20 protein-coding genes are annotated in these 22,647 nt (G+C 30.7%); 15 read left to right on the top strand and 5 right to left on the bottom strand.

Annotated features, from left to right (window positions below; genetic code table 11):
• Positions 1-5 precede the first annotated feature (5 nt).
• The 8 genes from EAH81_RS04140 (at position 6) to EAH81_RS04105 (ending at position 9,556) form a co-directional block, all read left to right on the top strand.
• Positions 6-1,490: a GH3 auxin-responsive promoter family protein gene (locus tag EAH81_RS04140; protein WP_140504052.1), complete on the top strand. Its 1,485-nt coding sequence runs from the start codon at positions 6-8 to the stop codon at positions 1,488-1,490.
• A 42-nt stretch (positions 1,491-1,532) separates the two neighbouring features.
• On the top strand, positions 1,533-2,057 hold the full coding sequence (locus EAH81_RS04135) for a hypothetical protein (RefSeq protein ID WP_140504050.1): 525 nt from the start codon (positions 1,533-1,535) through the stop codon (positions 2,055-2,057).
• Positions 2,058-2,132: 75 nt separating this feature from the next.
• Positions 2,133-3,812 (top strand): DUF6909 family protein, encoded by a 1,680-nt coding sequence (locus tag EAH81_RS04130; RefSeq protein WP_140504048.1) that lies wholly within the window; start codon positions 2,133-2,135, stop codon positions 3,810-3,812.
• Positions 3,813-3,822: 10 nt separating this feature from the next.
• Entirely contained in the window at positions 3,823-4,809 is a 987-nt protein-coding gene (locus EAH81_RS04125; RefSeq protein ID WP_140504045.1) for a hypothetical protein, read from the top strand.
• 13 nt (positions 4,810-4,822) lie between these two features.
• Positions 4,823-6,127, top strand: a complete 1,305-nt coding sequence (locus tag EAH81_RS04120; RefSeq protein ID WP_241676505.1) for an MATE family efflux transporter — start codon at positions 4,823-4,825, stop codon at positions 6,125-6,127.
• Positions 6,128-6,136: 9 nt separating this feature from the next.
• Entirely contained in the window at positions 6,137-7,225 is a 1,089-nt protein-coding gene (locus EAH81_RS04115) for a glycosyltransferase (protein ID WP_140504041.1), read from the top strand.
• A gap of 2 nt (positions 7,226-7,227) precedes the next feature.
• Positions 7,228-8,292, top strand: a complete 1,065-nt coding sequence (locus tag EAH81_RS04110; RefSeq protein WP_140504039.1) for a hypothetical protein — start codon at positions 7,228-7,230, stop codon at positions 8,290-8,292.
• Positions 8,264-9,556, top strand: coding sequence for an O-antigen ligase family protein (locus tag EAH81_RS04105; RefSeq protein WP_140504037.1), 1,293 nt, complete (start codon positions 8,264-8,266; stop codon positions 9,554-9,556). The genes EAH81_RS04110 and EAH81_RS04105 overlap by 29 nt, the downstream gene beginning before the upstream one ends.
• Here the strand turns inward: EAH81_RS04105 and EAH81_RS04100 are convergent.
• The gene (locus EAH81_RS04100) at positions 9,536-10,612 is read right to left on the bottom strand and encodes a glycosyltransferase (protein ID WP_140504034.1); all 1,077 of its coding nucleotides are present in this window, start codon (positions 10,610-10,612) and stop codon (positions 9,536-9,538) included. The genes EAH81_RS04105 and EAH81_RS04100 overlap by 21 nt on opposite strands.
• Before the next feature lie 261 nt (positions 10,613-10,873).
• Between EAH81_RS04100 and EAH81_RS04095 the strand changes: the two genes are divergently transcribed.
• From EAH81_RS04095 to EAH81_RS04075, 5 genes are all read left to right on the top strand, one after another.
• Positions 10,874-11,575 carry a hypothetical protein gene (locus EAH81_RS04095; RefSeq protein WP_140504032.1) on the top strand — a complete coding sequence of 234 codons (702 nt, stop codon included), beginning with the start codon at positions 10,874-10,876 and terminating at the stop codon, positions 11,573-11,575.
• 2 nt (positions 11,576-11,577) lie between these two features.
• Positions 11,578-11,985 carry a hypothetical protein gene (locus EAH81_RS04090; RefSeq protein ID WP_140504029.1) on the top strand — a complete coding sequence of 136 codons (408 nt, stop codon included), beginning with the start codon at positions 11,578-11,580 and terminating at the stop codon, positions 11,983-11,985.
• A gap of 403 nt (positions 11,986-12,388) precedes the next feature.
• On the top strand, positions 12,389-15,310 hold the full coding sequence (locus tag EAH81_RS04085) for a zinc-dependent metalloprotease (protein WP_140504026.1): 2,922 nt from the start codon (positions 12,389-12,391) through the stop codon (positions 15,308-15,310).
• Between the two features lie 107 nt (positions 15,311-15,417).
• Complete coding sequence (locus tag EAH81_RS04080; RefSeq protein ID WP_089354144.1) at positions 15,418-16,401, top strand: UDP-glucuronic acid decarboxylase family protein; 984 nt, start codon at positions 15,418-15,420, stop codon at positions 16,399-16,401.
• Between the two features lie 33 nt (positions 16,402-16,434).
• A complete protein-coding gene (locus EAH81_RS04075; protein WP_140504024.1) occupies positions 16,435-17,202 on the top strand; it encodes a glycosyltransferase family 2 protein in 768 nt (255 codons plus the stop codon).
• A 196-nt stretch (positions 17,203-17,398) separates the two neighbouring features.
• On the opposite strand, the gene EAH81_RS04070 is transcribed toward EAH81_RS04075, so the two are convergent.
• Positions 17,399-17,929, bottom strand: a complete 531-nt coding sequence (locus EAH81_RS04070) for an ORF6N domain-containing protein (protein ID WP_140504021.1) — start codon at positions 17,927-17,929, stop codon at positions 17,399-17,401.
• A 40-nt stretch (positions 17,930-17,969) separates the two neighbouring features.
• Positions 17,970-19,280, bottom strand: coding sequence for a phenylacetate--CoA ligase family protein (locus tag EAH81_RS04065; protein WP_140504019.1), 1,311 nt, complete (start codon positions 19,278-19,280; stop codon positions 17,970-17,972).
• A gap of 133 nt (positions 19,281-19,413) precedes the next feature.
• Here EAH81_RS04065 and purD point away from each other — a divergent pair, with 133 nt between their 5' ends.
• Complete coding sequence (purD, locus tag EAH81_RS04060) at positions 19,414-20,688, top strand: phosphoribosylamine--glycine ligase (protein WP_140504017.1); 1,275 nt, start codon at positions 19,414-19,416, stop codon at positions 20,686-20,688.
• Here the strand turns inward: purD and EAH81_RS04055 are convergent.
• Positions 20,680-20,910 (bottom strand): DUF6341 family protein, encoded by a 231-nt coding sequence (locus EAH81_RS04055; protein WP_140504015.1) that lies wholly within the window; start codon positions 20,908-20,910, stop codon positions 20,680-20,682. The genes purD and EAH81_RS04055 overlap by 9 nt on opposite strands.
• Positions 20,911-21,050: 140 nt before the next feature.
• Here EAH81_RS04055 and EAH81_RS04050 point away from each other — a divergent pair, with 140 nt between their 5' ends.
• The gene (locus tag EAH81_RS04050; protein WP_140504013.1) at positions 21,051-21,980 is read left to right on the top strand and encodes a DUF6427 family protein; all 930 of its coding nucleotides are present in this window, start codon (positions 21,051-21,053) and stop codon (positions 21,978-21,980) included.
• On the opposite strand, the gene upp is transcribed toward EAH81_RS04050, so the two are convergent.
• Positions 21,975-22,628 carry a uracil phosphoribosyltransferase gene (upp, locus tag EAH81_RS04045; RefSeq protein ID WP_140504011.1) on the bottom strand — a complete coding sequence of 218 codons (654 nt, stop codon included), beginning with the start codon at positions 22,626-22,628 and terminating at the stop codon, positions 21,975-21,977. The two genes, EAH81_RS04050 and upp, sit on opposite strands and share 6 nt — an antisense overlap.
• Between the last annotated feature and the right edge of the window lie 19 nt (positions 22,629-22,647).

The raw sequence follows: 22,647 nt of genomic DNA, 5'->3' as shown, positions 1-22,647 counted from the left end.
AAAAAATGTCTATTAAATCAGTAGCAGCAAAATTATTTGCCAGCAAAATATATTACGATACTTTGGCTTGGTCCAAGAAGCCGGTAGAAACGCAACAAAAAATATTTAAGGGTTTAATTAATGACGCAAGAGAAACCCAATTTGGTGCAGATCATCATTTTGATAAAATAAAAACGGTTCATGATTTCAAGAAACGTGTCCCTGTTCGTGATTATGAAGATCTAAAGCCTTATATTGATAAAGTTCGAATGGGCGAAAAAGATATTCTGTGGAAAGGAAAGCCAATTTATTTTGCCAAAACTTCAGGAACAACTTCTGGTGCGAAATATATTCCGTTAACCAAGGAATCGATGCCGTATCATATTGAAGCTTCTCGAAATGCGATTCTACATTATATTTATGAAACCGGGAATGCCGATTTTGTTGACGGAAAAATGATCTTCTTACAAGGAAGTCCGATTTTAGTTGAGAAATACGGAATCAAATTTGGAAGATTATCCGGAATCGGAGCGCATTTTGTGCCTAAATATCTCCAAAAAAACAGAATGCCATCTTGGGAAACCAATTGCATAGAAGATTGGGAAACCAAAATAGACGCTATTGTTGAGGAAACAATTGAGCAGGATATGACAATTATTTCCGGAATTCCGTCCTGGGTTCAAATGTATTTTGAGCGTTTGCAGGAAAAAAGTGGAGGAAAGAAAATAGGCGACTTATTCAAGAATTTTAACTTGTTTATTTACGGAGGCGTAAATTACGAACCGTATCGTGCGAAGTTCGAAAACATGATTGGAAGAAAAGTAGACAGCATCGAACTTTTTCCGGCTTCTGAAGGATTTTTTGCGTATCAGGATTCCCAAAAGATAAAAGGGATGCTGTTGTTATTGAACTCAGGAATTTTCTACGAGTTCATTAAAGCCGATGAATTTTTTGAGCCAAATGCTAAAAGTTTAACGATTGGAGAAGTTGAAACAGGCGTAAATTATGCTTTGATTATTTCGACAAATGCGGGACTTTGGCGTTATAATATTGGTGATACTGTTCAGTTTACGTCTTTATTTCCGCATCGCGTTATAGTTTCGGGAAGAATTAAACATTATATTTCGGCTTTTGGAGAACATGTTATTGCCAATGAAGTCGAAAAAGCGATGAAGGAAGCAACGGACGGAACCAAAATCGTAATCAACGAATTTACAGTTGCGCCACAAATTAATCCGTTAAGCGGATTACCGTATCACGAATGGCTGGTTGAATTTGAAACGGAGCCGGAAAACATGGAAGATTTTGCAGAAGCAATTGATAATTCAATGCGAAAACAAAACATCTATTATGACGACTTGATTACCGGAAACGTTCTGAGAAAAGTGGTTGTAACCAAAGTTTCTAAAAACGGGTTTCAGGAATATATGAAATCTCAGGGAAAATTAGGTGGACAAAATAAAACACCAAGATTGTCGAATGATAGAAAGATTGCAGATAATTTGAAGTAATACTATTATTTTTTTTTGCCAGATAACTTTAATAATTAGAAAATGAAAATTATCAAGATTGCAGTTCTTTTTTTGATGTTATCACTTCTATCTTGTGAAAAAAATTCAGTTTCTAAGCCTGAAGATGTTGGAAAAAAAGTTTTTGAAGTATTAAAAAGAATCGATAAAAAAACAATTTCTGATTATAATATTCAGGTAATAACTTATAATGATTTTGAGGATTTAAGAAATAATCCTAACACAAAGCTTGGCGACTACAGGAATGAGTTAAAATCATATACACCTGAAAAATTTAAAAAAATGACCATCAGTAATTTTAAGGGTATTAAAACAGATGGAACACATTTTAAAATCGATTGGAAAAAAATTATATTTTTAAATTTTGAACTTCAAAATTTTGAATTTGGTTATCCAAATGGATTACTTGGAAAAACGTATTTTAAAAATTCTGATGGAAAAGAATATTTTGTAAAATCGATGTCTTTTTATGATGGAAAAGGATTTAAAACAATAGCTGTAGGTCAGCTGGAACGAAAAGGAAGTACAAAAGTTCATTGGATTAATTGAATTAATCGCTTAATTTCGTTTAATTAAAAAACACATATTACATCTTCTTAAACAGAAGATTTTAAAATAAATAGCATGAAAGAAACCAAACATATATCAAGATCAAGAGCGCAGGAATCATCTGCAGCGATAGAAAAAATGTATATTACAATGCGTCACTTATTCAACCGTGGTTTTTATAAACCAATGGGAGTTTCGGGCGATAGTTTAAGAGAATCATTATTAGCATTACGTCCGGAGATTTACGGAAATATAGGCGAAGAAAAAGTAGAACTTAACGGGCTATTGTACGTTATAGAACGTTTGCCAATAGGAATAGAACAATGTAGATTTATCAATTTAACTTCGGATGAAGGATATTCTAAATCGCATTTTCAGGCAATTGTTCCTCCAAAAAGAAGACGAAATTGTTATAGAATTGACGAAGAACAAATGAATGTTGAAATCACGCGTGGACGTTCAGATATTTATGATATTCTAACGCATTTGACTTTTATTTTCATTGAATCTCATAAAATTAAAAACAGAGTTTTACTAGATGATGGTGGCGAAGTTTCCCGCGATTGGATGAAGTTGGAACAAGCTGTAATGCAGACTAAAAAACTGCCTTTAATAGAGAAAGAAAAAGCAATATCGCATGTTGCCAATATCTTAGGACGAACTTTTGAAGAAGTTTTAGACATTTATGATGCTTTTGGATCTGAAAATGATCCTGATCGTTTCTTACACGTTATATATTGGTTAGGAAAACTAGCGATCGAAGAAGTTATCGACAATAATAAAAGAACCATAACTTTCAGTCCGGTTTTAAGAGAACGTCTTGGACATCATATCCACGGTGAAATTTGGGCAACCAATATCAAGGAAGTTTTAAAGGCTAATAATCTTCTAAAAAGACCAATTCACGTAATTAGTGCGAATATGCATAGTGTGATGAATTCTATTTTTGCAACGCCGTTGTTAAAAACAAAGTTTAAAGACAAATCTGATTTCTTTATATATGAAGAATTAAGTAAATCCGGCGCAAAAGAAATTAGAAGTATTGTAGAAGATCTGGCGCTGAAAAACGGAATGATTTCATTACCGGATACCTCAGGGACCAACATCGATGTTCAGATTTTTGATACGGCTAAAATTGATTGGGCAAAAACCGGATTTCCAAAAGCACAGCTTGACGAAGTAAAACCTGTTATTATTGTAATGGATTATGCTTTTGGTGAGCAAGCTTACGAAACTATCGACGAGCTTTTGAAACCATACAAAAAGGAAACAAAATTAGAAGTACGATCAGTTTCGATAATGGGTAAAGCCGGAATCCTTGAAGGAGGTAAAGGCGACATTATGATCCCAACGGCACATATAAACGAAGGAACTGCGGATAATTATTTCTTCGAAAATGAATTAACAGGCGCAATGTTCGAAGGAAATGATATTGCTGTTTTTGAAGGCGCAATGGTTACTGTTTTAGGAACATCATTACAAAACAGAGATTTACTGAAATTCTTTCACGAATCAACCTGGGGAGTTATTGGTCTTGAAATGGAAGGTTCCTATTATCAAAAAGCAATACAATCAGCATCAAAAATTAGAAAAAGTGTACCTCACGATATCAAAGTACGTTATGCGTATTATGCATCTGATAATCCATTAGAAACGGGAAGTACATTAGCTTCAGGCGGATTGGGAACAACAGGTGTAAAACCAACATATTTGATTACTATCAAAATTTTAGAGCAGATTTTCAACGTAAAATAAAAAACAATAAATGAGTACAAAATTACCCCAAGACACCAATGATCAGGAAATTGATATTTTTCAGCTTTCGCGAAGTATTGGCAGTTTTTTCGATCGCGTTAATACATCTATATTTCGCTCGATTCAGTTTTTTGTTCGAAACTGGATTATTGTCCTGACATTAGTTGTTATCGGATTTGGATTGGGGTGGTACTTGGACTCAAGCAAAAAAACGTTTCAGAATCAGGTTATTGTAACACCAAATTTTGAAAGTGTTGATTATTTATATGCGAAAATAGATCTAATACAAGCCAAAATTCTTTCTGGGGATACTATTTTTTTGAAAAATGTAGTTGGAATTTTGCATCCACAAACAATCAAAAAAATTGAAATTAAACCAGTTGCAGATGTTTACAAATTTATTGCAGATAAAGAACAAAACTTTGAGCTTATTAAATTAATGGCTGAGGTTGGCGAAGTCAAAAAGGTTTTAGAAGATAATATCACAAGTAAAAATTATACTTTTCATACGATTTCATTTGTTTCAAATAAAACAATTGATGAAAAAGAAGTAGTTGAACCGTTGCTAAAATTCCTGAATAATTCAGCTTATTTTAATGCTATTCAGAAAATAGGATTTAAAAATATGGAGCGCGAAATTGCGCAAAACGATACTATAATTGCGCAAATTGATAGAGTATTAAGTGGTTTTACGAATTCTGTAAATAACGTTGCTAAAAATGACAAATTGGTTTATTACAATGAAAATCTGCAATTGAATGATATTCTAAAAACCAAACAAAAATTAGTAACTGATCAAGGAAAGAACAGACTGAAATTAGTAAATTTAGATAAAACGATTAAAGAAATTAATGCAACATTAAATATAAATGATCATAAAATCGTAAGTGGAAATTTCAAATTATTGTTTCCACTTTTCTTCATTTTCATCTTTGTTTTGGTTAGTTTATTCTCGAAGTTTTACCGAAAACAATTGGCTCTATCAACCAAAAACTAATTTTTATAAACAATTGAAAACCAATAGTATTTTAAAAAAAATTACTCAAAATCCATTTTTAAAACAAAGTTTAAGCACCTTGTTTTTAAGAATTTCTGGAGTGCTTTTATTGTTTGGTTTTACTATATTTTTAACCAAATCATATACACCAAAACTGGTTGGTCAATACGATTTTGTACGTTCCTTTCTTTTGGCAATTGGTAGTATGTGCTTGTTAGGCTTTGACCAGTCTATTTTATATTTTAAAGGGAGATTAGCGAGCCAAAGTGCCATTGAAGAATTAAAAAAGGTATATATCAAGATGCTTACAATGCTTTTTGTGACTTCAATACTTGTTTTGGTTGTAATTCTCATTATAGACAAAAGAATCATAAACAATTACTTTGCAGATCAGGATGTATATTCAATATTATTAAAAGGTGCTGCAACTTTGTTTTTCTACGCAATATTTACTTTAAATACAGAGGTTTTTCGGGCTCTGGATAAATTATACGTCGCCGAATTGTTTCGAAATATTCTTAAATATATTCCCTTATTTATTGGTTCAATCGCATTGTTTTATTGGAACAAAGAAACTTATTTAGTTGATGTTTTCCTTATTGGGTTTATTATTCTTGCTATTGTTAGTTCAATATTACTTTTCAGTTATTTAAGTAAAATGGCTGAGGTAGAAATAAAAGAAAATATTTCACATAAAGAAGTATTTTTAAAATCATATCCAATTGCGATTAGTGGAATGGCGCTGTTTTTATTAATGTGTTTTGATATTATGTTTTTAAAAAAATATAGAAATGATGAAACAGTTGCTTTTTATTCTGTTGGAGTTAAGTTAATGACAATTGTTTCAGTGATAATTGTGACCATTAATATTACTATTTCGGCAAAAATTGCAGAATTCTATGCAAATCAAAACATAACAGAATTAAAAAAAGTAATGAGAAAAAGTGTTCGATTAATTTTTGGGATTACGTTTCCAGTTATTCTTTTGATGTGTATTTTTTCAGAATATGTTTTATCATTTTTTGGACATCAATATATCGCAGCTCATGAACCATTCCTAATTTTGATTATAGGTCAGGGAATTTGCTCCGCATTTGGGTCAGCTCCGGTTTATTTGAATATGACTGGAAGACAACATATATTTCAGATCATTTTAATTATTGCTGTTGCAATTAATTTTGTTTTAAACCGATTTTTAATTCCAGTTTACGGAATGACCGGAGCCGCAGTTGCATTTGTTTCGAGTTCTTTTTTCTGGAATTTTGTAACGACAGTTTTTATTTATAAAAGGGATAAAGTAAAAATTTTTTTGCACTAGCCAACTATTATGAAAGTACTGCAAATTATAAATAGATTCGATTCAGGAGGTGCTGAAAAATTGCTATTGGAGACAATTCCTATCTACAATGCAAAAGGACTTCATGTTGATCTTTTATTGCTAAATGGAACAGAATCTTCTTTTTTGAAAGTTTTAAAAGCCCAGAATTGCTGTAAAATTTATTCTTTGGGTTCTTATTCAGTGTACAATCCAATTCATATTTTTAAAATAATTCCATTTTTAAAAAAATATGATATAGCTCATGTTCATTTATTTCCGTCTCAATATTGGATTGTATTAGCAAAAATTATTTCTTTTTCTAAAATAAAAATTCTTGTTACCGAGCACAGTTCTTCAAACCCGCGTATTGAAAATTATTTTTTCAGTAAGATAGATCAGTTAATGTATCGATTTTATGATGCAATAATTTGTATAACAGATGATGTTTATAAAATTATACAAAGGCATACAAAATTGCCTAAGAATAAATTTAAAGTTATAGAAAACGGAATAAATTTAAAAATAATTGATAATGCTGAACCTTATTTAAAAAATGAAATTTCAGAATTATTAAATGAAGAGGATATTTTATTAATTCACGTTGCAAGATTTAGTATTCATAAAGATCCCGAAACGGTCGTTAGAGCAATGCAACTATTACCTATTAATATCAAATTAATTTTTGTAGGAGATGGTAATCTGAGAGGAAAATGCGAAAAATTGGTTCAAGAACTAGAATTAGAAAATAGAATATTATTTTTAGGAAATCGAATTGATATCGCCAGACTTTTAAAAACGGCTGACATTTCAATTTTAAGTTCAAATGGAGAAGGCTTTGGTTTAGTTGCAATAGAAAGTATGGCTTCAGGTATACCTTTTATTGCTTCAGACGTTGTAGGATTATCCGGTTTGGTAAAAGGAGCGGGTGTTTTATTTGAAAAAGGGAACCAACAAGACTTGGCTTTTATCATTAATGAACTGATTCAAAATGAAGATTTTTGTATTAATGTAATAAAAACTGGTAAACTCAAAGCGAAACAATTTGATGTTGAAGTAATGGCTGAAAAATATATAAAGTTTTATAAAACACTCCTATAACCATGCGATTTTTAATAAAAAAAAATACCGTCGCATTTTTGGTCATTGCAATTGCAAATCTATTTGTTGCATTGTTGTCTTCTTTTGTTTTACCACCAAAATTTTTTTACGATGCTGCTGTTATTGCATACGATAAATACAATGAAATAGGATATATAGGAAGTTATCCTTTAACGATTTTATTTTATAAAATAACAGGTTTGCGTTATTTAGCTTTTCCAATTGTTGCTCTTTTTCAATTTCCGATTTTAATGTATATTTTATATAAAATAGGAATTCCGGATAAATTCGAAAAAATTAATATCAAGAATATTTTAGTGTATTTAGGTGTTTTTATGGTAGCTATATATATAGCAATGCCATCAAAAGAATTTATAACTTATTTGTACGTTACACCAATCGTTTTTATGTGCAGCAATAAGCTATTTTCATTCAAAAAAGTGGTAATAATATCTGTTGTACTGTTTATTGTTTTTGGAGCTTTGTATCGTCCTTATTTTGCTTTGATTCCCATAATTGTTGGAGGAATGTATTTTGTTAGTTTAATAAATTTTAAGAATAAAACTGCATCGACAATTTTTTATGGTTTATTGATAGCTTTTTTTCTATCTCTGAGTTATGGAATTCTAAAAGGAGAGTATTTTTCTGAAATGAGTAGAGAAGTTGTTAATAATGCCCGAATTGGATCTGCAGATGCAAATTCAATTATTATTCCACCAGTAAAAGCAGATACCTGGTATGGAGAAATTATCAGTATTTTTTACGGCTTTTTTACGGTAAATCTTCCAATAAATGGATTAAAACATATACTTTCTCCGCAAATTATAGTATTTGTGATTTGGCAGCTTTTTCTGTCTTATATATTATTAGTTCGTTTTTCTAAATGTTTAAAAGAAAGAAAAAAGTATGAATATGAACTTTTCATCTTGCTTGTAATTTTTTCTTTTTTTATTATCCAAGGCGTTTTTGAACCAGATTTAGGATCGGCAATCAGGCATAAAATAGGCATTTTTCCATTAATTTATTTTGCATTGTATTATGAAAATTTCCGAAAAGAACTTCAATAAAACCTTTCATGTTTTTTTGTGTTTGATTGCAACTGCCATGATTTTCAGGAAACCCTGTTCACTATTAATCATTTTGTTTGCCGTTTTTAATTTGATTTTTTTCAAAAAATTAAAATATACCAAAACATCATTGTTGTTGATGGCATGTATTGGTTCGCCTGTTTTGTTAGAATTATTACTTTTTTGGAACAATGATTCTTTTGCAAAAGGTTTGAAAGCGATTGAGAAAAGCACTTCTTTAATAATTTTTCCATTGTTTATTATTGGCAATTATCAGCGTGTTAATTTTCTAAAATTAGTTAAGACTTATGTTATTCTAACAACTTTGATTGTGTTGTTTTTCTTCATAAGATTTAATGTTATTTATCCTGAGTTGATGAACAAATATCTAAACGGAATTCATCTTTGGGAAATGGGATATCAATTTGCAATGAGTATTGGTATTCATGCACCGGCGCTGAATATGCATTTGGCTTTTGTTTCCGTTTGTGCTTTGTATTTTGTTTTTGAAAGTTTCCATAATCAGGAAAAAGTAAAATTTAAAATCTTTTATGGTATTATTTTTTTACTCTCGTTTTTCTTTGTTCTTTTTGTAAATACCAGAATGGCGTTGATCAATGTTTTGATTGGATTTTTATTGGTTTTCTTTTTTGAAATCAGATCAAAGTTCAATCTAAAAAAGATTGTTTTGGCAGCAATTACAATTGTGGTTTTATTAGGTGGAATTTTATATTTATTTGTTCAGAAAGATCCTTACATGAAAGAAAAATATTCAACCGTAAGTTTTGCTTATATGGATAAAGTGGGAAAATTAGACGAGATTGATCATCCTGAAGCTAAGGTTTTCAATTCATTAGTAACACGAGTTTCAATCTGGAAATCGGCTTGGGAATTGTCTTTAAAAAATCTTCCTTTTGGAGTTGGAGCTTCTGATGGGAAACCGGAGTTGAATAAATATTATAAAGCTACCAATCAGAAATTTTTAGCTAAATATGAATTTCCAACACACAATCAGTTTCTTGATTTTTTATTAAAATTCGGAATTCTAGGACCTTTGGTGGTAGTTCTTTATATTTTTATGATTGGATATTTAGGTTATGATTTAAAAAATGCCATTATACTTTCGTTTTTTCTGATCTTTTTCACTTCAAATTTAATAGATGATTTTTTACTGCGCTTTGACGGAATTGCTTTTAGCGGGTTTTGGTTTTCCGTTTTCGGAAGTTATTGGTTACAACAAAAATTATTGGTTGTAAATAGCTAATAATTCTTTGAAGTTTTTGTCTTTGTCAAATAAGTCCTGACATCTCATAAAAGCGTTTTCTCCAAAAACAGCCCTTGTAGCCGGATCTTTTAAAATTTCAAAATAGTGATTTAATTCGCTAATGTCATCAAAAAGGAAACCGGTTTTATTGTGTAAAACTGCGTCTTTATTGCCAATAATGTTGGTCGCAATTACAGGTTTTTGCAATGTCATTGCTTCTAGAACAGCAATTGGCAAACCTTCCCAAAGCGATATTTGCATATAAATATCAATACCATTTAATTCTTGCAAAACCATTTTTCGATCTAGAATCCAACCCGTAATTCTTATGTTTGGTGCTGTAATTAATGATTTTAAATCGCCATCGCCAATCCATACAAAATTAAAATCCGGAAATTTGAGAGCAATTTTATTAAATAATTTTGGGTTTCTGGCAGCTGTAATTCTAGCCATAATGCCTATGGTTAATTTTTTGTTTTCATGTTGTGAAAAATGTTCATGGACAGCATTAATATCAATACCATTTCGAACAAGTTCTGAATTGCCAATTTCTTTTGCTATTTCAAATTCACTATCTCCACAAGCAACAATTGTACTACCAAATAATTGTTGAAAAAGTTTTTCAATCGTCGAATATAATTTTCGAGTAGTATTTGAAATATCAGTTCTAAGGAACGAATAGCCGTGTGGTGTGTAGAAGAGTTTCTTTTTTTTGAATAAGAAAAAATAGGCAAATCGTCCTAAAACACCGGCTTTTGAAGAATGAAGATGAATAACATCCGGGTTTATTCTTTTTAGTTCTTTCGTTAATTTATAAATCGATTTTAAGTCTTGAAGAGGAGAAAATTCCCGAACCATATTAATTTGAATCAGGTCAACTCCTTTTGAAAACTCAGATTTTATTTTTTCAGGATCAATTTCTTTTCTATTTCCACTGTATATAATAGTAGTCTGAGTGTTTTTATTTATTTCATCATCTCCAAAAAAAGTTGATAAATCTCTAAAATAAGTATAAACTCCTCCACCAAGAGCCTCTATAATGTGTACAACTTTCAAAACAGGCGATTTTTTAGGTAAAAATATGATAAAGATGCTCAATTTGAATATTGTTAAAAACAATATTTAACATAATTGTGTAAATATTAGTGAATCGTCTTGTTATAAATGACCGTAAACAGACTTATTGGTGTTAAAATACTTACATAGATGTATTTAACGTTATTTAAAAAGTAAGTTAATACTTATTTATATACATTTAGCAGATTAACTATCTAAATTATAAAAAGATGAAAAAATTATTTTTTGCAGTAGCATTATTTGCTAATACATTGTTTTGGACAAATTTATACACAATGGGGAATTACCAATGCAACAAAAACAGCAAGTGGAAATATAGGTATAGGTCAAGATAATCCTAGCGCTAAACTTGAGGTAGTTGGTGATATTTCGAGTAATGGGATAAATCAAAGAATTGGATTTGACACAAAAGACAATTTTACTAATGCGACAGGCACTATTGCACATTATGGAATGTCAATTTCTAATAACCCAGCTAAAGAACCAATAGTTTCTCACTCTGGTTATTTTGGAATGAATTTTTTTACAGAAGGGTTAGCAAGAATAAAAATTGATATTGGTGGAAATGTTGGAATTGGATCAACAAACCCGGACGAAAAACTTACTGTAAAAGGTAAAATCCATGCTGAAGAAGTTATAGTAGATCTTGCCATACCTGCTGATTACGTTTTTGAAAAATATTACACAGGAAAATCTTCCTTAAAATCTTCCTACGTAATGCCGACGTTAGCAGAAATTGAAAAATTCACTAAAGAAAACAACCATTTACCTAACGTACCTTCTGCTCAGGAAATTAAAGATAAAGGATTACAATTAGGAGAAATGAGTAATATTTTGTTACAAAAAATTGAAGAGCTAACATTATATATTATTGAGCAAAATAAAAAAATTGAAGCTTTAGAAGCCAAAGTGAATAAGAAGAAATCAACAGAAATGGATTGATTATGAGAAACTTTACATTGATATTTCTATTTCTGATTTTAATCTGTTTTTCAAATTGCGCCGAATTTCAAAATGCTGCACAAAGTGAAAGCACAACCTATGGTGTTCAATATGCATTAAAACCAAGAACTTATTGTGACGGAATTGATGGAAAATGGGAAGCTTGTAATGTTTACTCAGAAACTTATTCTAAAAAAAAGAATCAAATATGGACATTTGACAGCAATGGCACACTTACAGTTGATGAAAATACATTTACATATACATTGGAGGAAAATTGTTCAGAATTATTAATAGATAATAAATCAAGATATTCTTCTATGGAAATAAGAAAGGATACTTTGCTTATGCGTGTATATAATAGTTTTTTAGAAAAGCCCCTCACTCTTAAGTTTAAAAAATTAAATTAATTATGAAAGGTTTTAAACGAATGTTAGTTTTTCTGATTTCTATCTGTTTCTATAGTTGTGCAGAATTTCAATATTCAGCACGAAGAAAAAGTCAAGCGTATAGTATATAAAACTGTAAAGAAATTTATGGCAAATGAGAAGTCTATGGTTTTAGTCAAGTAGACAGAAGAGGGATACAAGAGGAAATCAAACCGACAATATGGATTTTTAGCAAAGACGGGACACTTGTAGTAGACGGTGAAACAGAGTCTTTTAAAATAGAAGATGATTGTTCAAAACTAATTATTGGAACCGATTCTAATTTTTATTCGATGTAGCTGACTACAGACACATTGTCTTTTTCTAAAAAATCGAAACATAATATAATGTCATATACTATTAGCCTAAAAAAAATAAATTGAGTATGAAAAAATATATAAGTATAATCATTTTTCTTTTTATAAGTACTTTATGTTATCCACAACAGTGTTTAACAGACGAGTATTTTCAAAAAAGTAAAAATAAAGATCCGCAGTTAGAGAAGAAAATTAAGAATGTCATAAGCAGTTTTAAAAACAATGAAACAAATGTGACAAAAAAATTGTCAGCGACAAATGAAATAATTGGAGAGGAAATAATTGTAATTCCTGTGGTTTTTAATGTGATTCATAGTGGAGAACCTGTAGGTACAGGAAAAAATTTATCAATCAATAAAATTGAAGAACAGATTAATATCTTGAATGAATTTTATAGTGGAAAATATGGAGGTGTAGACACTAGAATTAGATTTTGTTTGGCAAAACAAAACACCGTAGGACAAGCAACAACAGGTGTTAATCGTTTTTTTGGAAATGCATCGTATGATATTGGTATTGAAGTGAAGGGAGAATGTATTTTTAATTTTGAAGTAGATAAAGAATTAAAGAAAAATGTTTCAGCAGGCTTTCCTAGTAGTTTTTATTTGAATATCTGGACAACTAATATTATAGAATGTAAAAAAGATAATTATTTGGGCTATGGCACTTATCCATTTTACGAAGATTTTAGTGTTGATGGTATCGTTTTGGATTATCTTCAAGTAGGGATTAATGTTACAGTAAATGTTAATGACCCTAATTATTCTAATGGGAGTACATTAGTACATGAAGCAGGACATTGGTTAGGGCTCTTTCATGTTTTTGAAGGATTTGATGCTGATGAATCTGATAGTATATTGGAAAGCTGTAGAAAAAGAAGTGATATTCCGTGTGATCTTGAAGGGGATATGATTTGTGATACAGATTTAGTTCGAAGTGACGGAACTACAAACATTGCAGCTGGAAATTGTTTGGGGTATAAGTGTAACGGACAAACTACAACTGTAGTTCAAAACATTATGGATTATCAGATTCCCTCAAGATATTATTGCCAAACAAAATTTACATTAGGCCAGAAGAAAAGAATGAAAAGTATATTATCATACTACAGACCATCAATCTATAATCAGGGTATGATAATGGATCTTATTTCTTGTAAAACTACTTCTATGAGCGGCGGTGGCGGCGGTGGATGTAGTGAAGATATTACATTACCGGTACAAAAAATAATAAAACCAGCTGTCTATCAGGATTTGTCGCAATTATATGGAACATCAGTAAAATTTGGTCAAAGGCTTGAGGTAAATGATAAGTGGTTGGTAACGATATTTAATACTACAGCATATTATCCGGCAGGAACTCCACCACCAAATATACCTATCGAAAATTCTTTGGTTATTTATAAAAGGGAAGGCTGTAAATTTGCATTGCATCAAATGATAGATATGAGATTTAATAATACTCAGCAAAATACAGATTTTGGTTTATTACTTAATGGAAATGAAATTATAGTTAGTTCTGCTGTAAATGATGAAGTAAATATATGCCGCTTAAATGAATCAAAAGATAAATGGGATATAGTTCAGACTATTAAAAATATTACGGCAGAAAGTCAAGTAGGAACTAGTACTTATACAATAGGCAGATTTTTATTTGTTTTGGAAAATAATAAAAATACCAATAATATATTTAGAGTATATTATAAAAATGACAATGGAACCTATGTTTTTCATCAAAATATTGCGATATCAGGGTTTAGATTACCAAGTTTTGGAAAATATATACAATCTGGCAATTTTAGAAAAACTATTGTAAATTTTAACTCCAGTACTTTCACAGGATCTTATGACCCACCAGAACTCTTAGTTTCAAAATCTAATGGTACCGGTCTTGTTTTACTTGAATTAAATAATAATAATATGTGGACCCATACGGGTACAATACAACCCGTAGGAATGCCAACTACAGAAATTACATATGATATTGAGCTTTCAAAGGATTATATTCATATATTGACTAGTGCGAATACAACAGGAGCACCAAACCATGACGTATTGTATTTATATTCGTACAAAATTACTGACAGGTGGGGTAGTAATTTTCCATTTCAAAACGTTTATAATAAACAAGCATTAATAAATATTACGGACCGAATATATTCAGATACTAAATTGCAAGTGTTCAATGATCAGTTTTTATTTATAGATAATATAAAATCTCAACCCCTTGGGTTGTTTTATAATTCAAATTTTGGTACAACCAGTTTACCCAATTGGCAAAGAAAGGGTAGTAAAAAGATAACCTGTTCGAATTCTGATGGACAACCGGATGACTTTGAAGTTTTTGGTAATTTATTATTTTACGGATATGGAGGATCATGGATTCATATTTATAATATGTCAGATATTTTAATTAGAGAAGGTTATGATCAGACATTTATTAATAATTCAGATTTTTATAATAAAAAGATAAATGTCGTACCAGATAATTATACTACTTCGGCTCAAAAAATTACCATAAGCGAATCTCTTCCGGTAGTATTTAATTATGTAGAAAAAGAGTTTGTAGCTAACACAAGAATTATTTTAAAACCTGGAACAAAACTTTCCAGTGGTTCAAAAGTTAAATTAAAGATTTCTGATAATTATGGTCTTTGCAATACGCTTTTAACTTCTAAGAAAAGTAATGTTGAATCAGATATTATAAATGATTTTTTAAGCGAAAGAGAAGATGAAATGTATTATAAAACACAGGAAAAAACAATACTTTATCCAAATCCTAATACAGGTATTTTTACGGTATATTTAGGTAAAGAAAATAATAAACCAATTAATTGTAATATATATGATAGTACGGGACAATTAGTGTACCAGTCAATTACAGAAAAATCAACTATTGAAATAAGTTTATCAAATCTACCAAGCGGAAATTATATAATTAATCTTAGCGGAGATAACTTAAAAGAATCAATTAAATTCATAAAACAATAAATGAATTGAAATATCTTAAAAACTGCCTAATTTTAGGCAGTTTTGTTTTTATAATAGTTTTTATAATTTTCAAATCAATTACATTTGTGACGAATAATAAACCAATTATGAAAAGAATACTTATTACCGGAGCAGCAGGATTTTTAGGATCACATTTGTGTGATCGTTTTATTAAAGAAGGCTATTTTGTTATTGGAATGGATAATCTGATTACCGGAGATCTTAGAAACATTGAACATTTATTCAAATTAGAAAATTTCGAATTCTATCATCATGATATAACAAAGTTTGTTCATGTTCCTGGTGAATTAGATTATATACTACATTTTGCATCACCTGCAAGTCCGATAGATTATTTAAAAATTCCGATACAAACTCTAAAAGTTGGTTCATTGGGAACACATAATTTATTAGGATTAGCAAGAGTTAAAAAAGCCAGAATTTTGATTGCTTCAACTTCGGAAGTTTACGGAGATCCGTTAGTTCATCCTCAAACCGAAGAATACTACGGAAACGTAAATACAATTGGTCCGCGTGGTGTTTATGACGAAGCCAAACGTTTTCAGGAATCAATTACAATGGCTTATCATACCTTTCACGGCGTAGAAACCAGAATCGTTCGTATTTTTAATACCTACGGGCCAAGAATGCGTTTAAACGATGGTCGTGTAATTCCTGCTTTTATTGGTCAGGCTTTACGTGGAGAAGATTTAACGATTTTTGGAGACGGAATGCAAACCCGTTCTTTTTGTTATGTAGACGATCAGGTCGAAGGTATTTTTAGATTATTACATTCAGATTATGTATATCCGGTAAACATTGGAAATCCGGACGAAATCACAATTAAGGATTTTGCCGAAGAAATCATCAAACTAACTGGAACGAATCAGAAAGTAGTTTACCATCCATTACCAATAAACGATCCTTTACAGCGTCAACCGGACACTACAAAAGCAAAAGAATTATTGGGTTGGGAAGCAAAAGTAAATCGTGCCGAAGGAATGAAAATTACTTACGATTATTTTAAATCACTTTCAAAAGAAGAACTTTCAAAAGAAGAACATAAAGATTTTTCAAGTTACATAAAGTAATAAAAGCGTAAATCCCGAAGACATTATAATCTAATGAGTGAATTAGTATCTATTATAATCCCAACATATAATACTGAAAAGTTCATTGGGTTGACTTTACAATCAGTTCAAAATCAAAGCTATCAAAACTGGGAAATGATTTTGGTTGATGACGCATCTACGGATAAAACAGTTAAGATAATAAACGATTTTGCCGAAAAAGACAATAGGATAAAACTCTTTCAATTAGCAAAAAACTCCGGAAACGGTGTCGCCCGAAATGTAGCCTTAGAAAAAGCAACTGGAAAATACATAGCTTATTTAGACGCTGATGATTTATGGTTTCCAATGAAATTAGAAAAACAAATCCAGTTCTTAAAAGACAACAAATTACCTTTTACGTTTAGTTTTTATGATTCTATTGATGAAGAAGGAAATTCTTTGAACAGAAGGGTAGAAGCACCATTAAATCTAACATACGATCAATTGTTCTTTTGTAATTATGTAGGCAATTTAACCGCTATTTACGATGCTGATTATTTTGGAAAAATTGTAATTGAAGCTACTCAAAAAAGACAAGATTGGCGATTGTGGCTTACTATTTTAAAACAAATTCAAGTTACAAAGCCAGTTCCTGAACCTTTGGCATTTTATAGAATAAGAAAAAATTCTATTTCGTCTTCTAAATTCAAATTGATAAAACACAATTTTGGAGTTTACAGAGATTTCCATGGTTTTAATTTTGTGTTTTCTATTTTGCTGATGATTCGATTTTTATTTACACAGTTGGTTATTAAACCAAAATATATAAGGAAAGTTTAGTATTCTTTAAGGTCGCAATTTGTGACCTTAAAGAATTTCGTTCAGAATTGGAGATCACAATTTGTGACCTCCAATTTTCAAATTATGATATTAGGTTCTAATAAAACATCTTCTTGAAACTTGATGTCGCAATTTGCGACTTCAAGTTTAGAATTCGAATTCTTTAAGGACACAAATTGTGACCTTGAAGAATTTATTATTTTTTATATCCAATTTTAACTCTTTCGCTTTCGTCTTCCTTTTTCTCAGTTAGTTCATCTAAATAAGAAAAAACCAATTCAATATTTTTATCATGATTTTCTAACTTCTTCTGAATCTGAAGAATATCAACTTTAATTTCTGTTGTGTCCAAAAGCATTTGTCTCACTTTTGTGAAAATGCGCATAATTTGAATATTGGTCTGGATTGCTTTGTCGCTTTTTAGAACGCTTGATAACATGAGAATGCCATGTTCAGTAAACGCAAAAGGTAAATATTTTAAGTTCGATCCTCTCCCATTCTTCAAGGTCGCAATTTGCGACCTTGAAGAATGGTGCTCAATTTCAGTTAGTTGAAACATAAAATCTGATGGAAATCTGGATAAATTTCTTTTTACCTGTTCATTTAATCTTTTAGTTTCAACTTCATAAAGTGAAGCCAAATCGCTATCAAGCATCACTTTTTGACCACGGATAAAGTATATTTTGTTAGAAATTGTTTCTTCAGAAAGTAAAGATTGATCGGCCATAAGTTTTTAAATAAAAAACAAATGTAAGATTTTATTTATATTATAAATATGATTTAAACTGTTTTAATTTGCCTCGATTGGTTCTTTCTAAAACTGTTTTTCGGGTAAAAGTGAAGGTTAAATTAGGTTCAAGATAAAGTGCAATTGCTTCTTCAATCTTTTGAATTTGTTTAGTATTTAATTGTATTTCACTAATATATTCAATTTCAAAAGTATCTGGTTTTATTTGCTTGATAATAAATTCTTTGACATTGCCATCATCTTCAATAATGCTTTTGGTGACATAGTAAAAGGTCAAACCGGGCGACTTTTTCCCGCTTGGTAAAAAGGCAACATCATTTGTTCTGCCAATAAGTTTTTTTAAGATCGGTTTTTGAGAAGTACTTTTTTCATCTAAAATTCCGATATCACCAATCTCATATCGTATAAAAGGGTTTGCTTTATTGAATAAAGAAGTAATCACAATTCGACCTTCTTTCCCGTAAGGGAGAATATTATTATTTTCATCCAGGATTTCGACAAAAAGAGTTTCGGCGTTAATTTGCCATTCGCCTTTTGTGTTTTCAAAAGCAATCAAATCAAGTTCTGAAGCGCCATATTCATTGATTATTGGAATACCGAATTGCTTTTCTAAAAGGTTTTTATCTGATTCAAAAAGCATTTCAGATGTAACGAAACAAGCTTTTAAAGTTGGACAAATTTCTTTTAATAGAATGTTTCTTTTTTCTAGATACTTAGCAAATAAAACAATCGAACTAGTATATCCGTTTATATAATCGAATTTTTTCGTTTTGAACTTTCGTAGAAATTTCTCCAAAACTTCATCGGACAAATCAAAAACCGGAAATCGAAAACGTTGACTCAAAAAGTCTTTGAAACGTTCTTTATGATATCCAACAAAATCCATCGGGATACCATAAAAACGGGCTTGATATGAATGATTAAAATCGATGTCGAACCAACCAAAACGCATAATATTGGATGCCCACGTTAGAGCATGAGAATATTTGTCTTTGGCAAAAACAAAAGGTGTTCCGCTCGATCCGGAAGTTTTGTTGAGGTAAACATTTTTTAAAGTATAACCTTTAGAAAGTCTTTCTTCAAGCGGTTTCTGCAAATTTTGTTTGTTTAGAACGGGTAGGTTTTCCCATTTCCAATCATTTGTGTTTGCAACTAATTCCTGATAAAAAGAATTATTTTCTAAATGAAAATTGACAATTTCTTCTTTTTTATTTCGAAGGAAAACATCATAATCTTCTTTAGATAAATTCACAATTTCATTCAGTTCAGCTTTAGCCTTCTTTATCGGAAAACCATTTAATTGTAGCGAAATGTCGAAAAGAGGAATCATTTGAGGTCGAATTTTTACCAAAAATAATATTTAAGGATTACTAACAGAGAAGAATCACGAACTTTTTAAGATTTAATTATTTTTTACGTACAAAAGCAATTATTTTTGCACCACAACTAAATACAACTATACCATGACAATTTTACTATTGGGATCAGGAGGAAGAGAGCATGCTTTTGCTTGGAAAATGATTCAGAGTCCGCTTTGCGAAAAACTTTTTGTTGCACCGGGAAATGCAGGAACAGCTGCTATTGCTACAAACGTTGCAATGTCTCCAACCGATTTTGATGCTATTAAAACATTTGTACTGCAGGAAAACGTAAAAATGGTTGTTGTAGGACCAGAAGATCCTTTGGTAAAAGGGATTTACGATTATTTTAAAAACGACGAAAGTTTACAGCATATTCCGGTTATTGGGCCATCAAAATTAGGTGCTCAATTAGAAGGAAGTAAAGAATTTGCAAAAGAATTCTTAATGAAACACAACATTCCGACTGCAGCTTATGACAGTTTTACTGCCGAAACAGTTGAAAACGGATGTGCATTCTTAGAAACGCTACAACCTCCGTATGTTTTAAAAGCAGATGGATTAGCTGCCGGAAAAGGAGTTTTGATTATTCAGGATCTTGAAGAAGCTAAAACCGAACTAAGAAACATGCTGGTTCATGAAAAATTTGGTGCAGCAAGTTCTAAAGTGGTTATTGAAGAATTCCTGGACGGAATCGAATTAAGTTGTTTCGTTTTGACAGACGGAAAAAGCTATAAAATTCTTCCAACAGCAAAAGATTACAAACGTATTGGCGAAGGCGATACAGGATTAAATACAGGCGGAATGGGAGCGGTTTCTCCAGTTCCTTACGTTGATGCTGTTTTGATGGAAAAAATTGAAACTCGTATCGTAAAACCAACAATCGAAGGTTTCCAGAAAGATGGAATCGAATATAAAGGATTTGTATTTATTGGTTTAATCAATGTAAAGAATGAACCAATTGTTATTGAATACAATGTGAGAATGGGAGATCCTGAAACTGAAGTTGTAGTGCCAAGATTAAAATCTGATTTGGTTGCATTATTTCAATCAGTTGCAGATCAAAAATTAGATACTTTCGAATTAGAAGTTGATCCAAGAAGTGCGACTACAATTATGGTAGTTTCCGGAGGATATCCTGAAGATTTTGAAAAAGGAAAAGTAATTACAGGATTAGAAAATATTACAGATTCTATCGTTTTTCACGCCGGAACAAAATTAGATAACGAAAATGTCGTTAGTAATGGAGGACGCGTATTGACTGTAACCTCTTATGGAGATGATTTTCAACAGGCCATAAAAAAATCTTACCAAAATATAGATAAACTAAATTTTGATAAGATGTATTTTAGAAAAGATATCGGCTTCGACTTACTTTAAAAAAGAGTGAGCAGTAGTATCTTGGTTTTCTGTTCCAGCGTCATCAAAAAGGCGTAATTGTTTAATCCAATAAACAATTGCGCTTGCGCAGATGATCATAAAAATCCAGTTAATTGTGTTTGCACCAAACCAGGTAATTGGTTCTAAATGACGTAAAAAGTCAAGAGGAGCAAATAAAATGTTAACGAATAAGTACTGTATTCCTTCAAAAAAAGCTGTCATAATTTATAAAATTATATGTTATTTATTGTTTTGTAACGCATTGAAGTTAAAATTCAATTAATAGAATCTTTTTTCAACTTGTTGGTTTTTCCTTTTAAACAAGTATTATATTTACAATCACAAAAGTATAAAATATCCTTATGATAACAAGTGTTTTTAAAAAATCTACGCCATTAAATTATTCATTGGTCGTAATTTTAATACTGGTTTTCTTTTTTCTGTTTCAAATCCAAGAACCTTCCTGGATTAATGCTTACTTTTTGGGATTTCAAAAAGTGAGTTTATTATGCTTTATATTGGCCTCTTTTTTCATGATTAATTTCATTGTAAAAAAGAATGGACTCAGTAAAGACAATGGTTACGCAATACTTTTCTATTTATTGTTTATATTGTTTTTCCCCACGATATTTAATAATCCGAATGTAGTATATGCCAACTTTTTTCTTTTATTGGCGCTGCGACGATTGGTTTCTTTACAATCCTTAAAAGCTTCTAAAGAAAAAATATTTGACGCTTCTTTTTGGATTTTTGTAGCGTCTTTATTTCAATTTTGGTGTGTTCTCTTTATTATATTGGTATTTATATCAATTATTTTTCACGTTTCACGAGATTATAGAAACTGGGTTTTACCATTTATCGCACTTTTAGCTGTTTCGATTGTTTTTTTAATGGTGTCATTAATCTTTCATATCAATGCCATTGAATTTTTTGAAAAAAGAGCAGTAATTGATTTTAGTATTGATTATTTCAAGAATAATTATGAAAACGGAGCGCTCTCAATCTATGCTGCGGTATCGTTATTTTTTGTAGTTTCAATGATAACTACCTTATCAAACAGACCTCAAATTGTACATACTTCGTATAAAAAAGTGGTTGCATGTTTTTTTATTGCAGTGGCAGTTTATATCATTTCTCCTAATAAAAGCAATGATTTATTACTGTTTAGTATTGCGCCTTTAACGATTATGGCGGCAGGTCATATCGAATATATGCAGCAAAAACTCAATAACGAAATTGTTTTTTATGTGTTAATTTGCTGCAGTTTATTTACTTATTTTTCTCAACTATAGTTTACTTCCATAAGCAAGATCACCAGCGTCACCAAGTCCCGGAACAATATAGTTTTTCTCATTTAATTTTTCGTCTAAAGACGCAACCCATAAATGACAGTTTTCAGGAAGACTTTTTTCAAGAAAAGCAATTCCTTCAGGAGCAGCAATAACAACTACAATATGAATTTCTTTTGGAGTAGCGTTCTGAACTAATTTTTCATGAACCGCTACTATCGATTGCCCTGTTGCTAACATTGGATCAAGAAGCAAAACAGTTTTATCATTTATATTTGAAAGCGCCTGATATTCCACTAAAATCTCAAAAGCATCGTCGTTATTTGGATGATACCTACAAGCCGAAACAAAGCTATTTTCGGCATGATCAAAATAATTTAGAAAGCCATTATGCAAAGGTAAACCGGCTCTTAAGATCGAACATAAAACCAAATCACTCTCGATTTCGGTTGTTTTTTTAATGCCAAGTGGAGTCTGAATTTCGATATTTTTATAAGATAAATCCTTGCTTAATTCATACGCCATAATTTCGCCAATTCGCTCTATATTTCTTCTAAAACGCATGCTGTCGTTCTGAACATTTACATTTCTAATTTGTCCCAAAAAATGATTCAACACGCTATTATTCCTAGATATATAATGGATTTTCATAATAAAATTTTAGAATTAT

This window comes from Flavobacterium pectinovorum, from assembly GCF_006438875.1.
GTDB classification, from domain to species: domain Bacteria; phylum Bacteroidota; class Bacteroidia; order Flavobacteriales; family Flavobacteriaceae; genus Flavobacterium; species Flavobacterium pectinovorum_A.
Note: the sequence above shows the minus strand (reverse complement) of the source record. Positions and strands in the feature narration are given on the sequence as shown.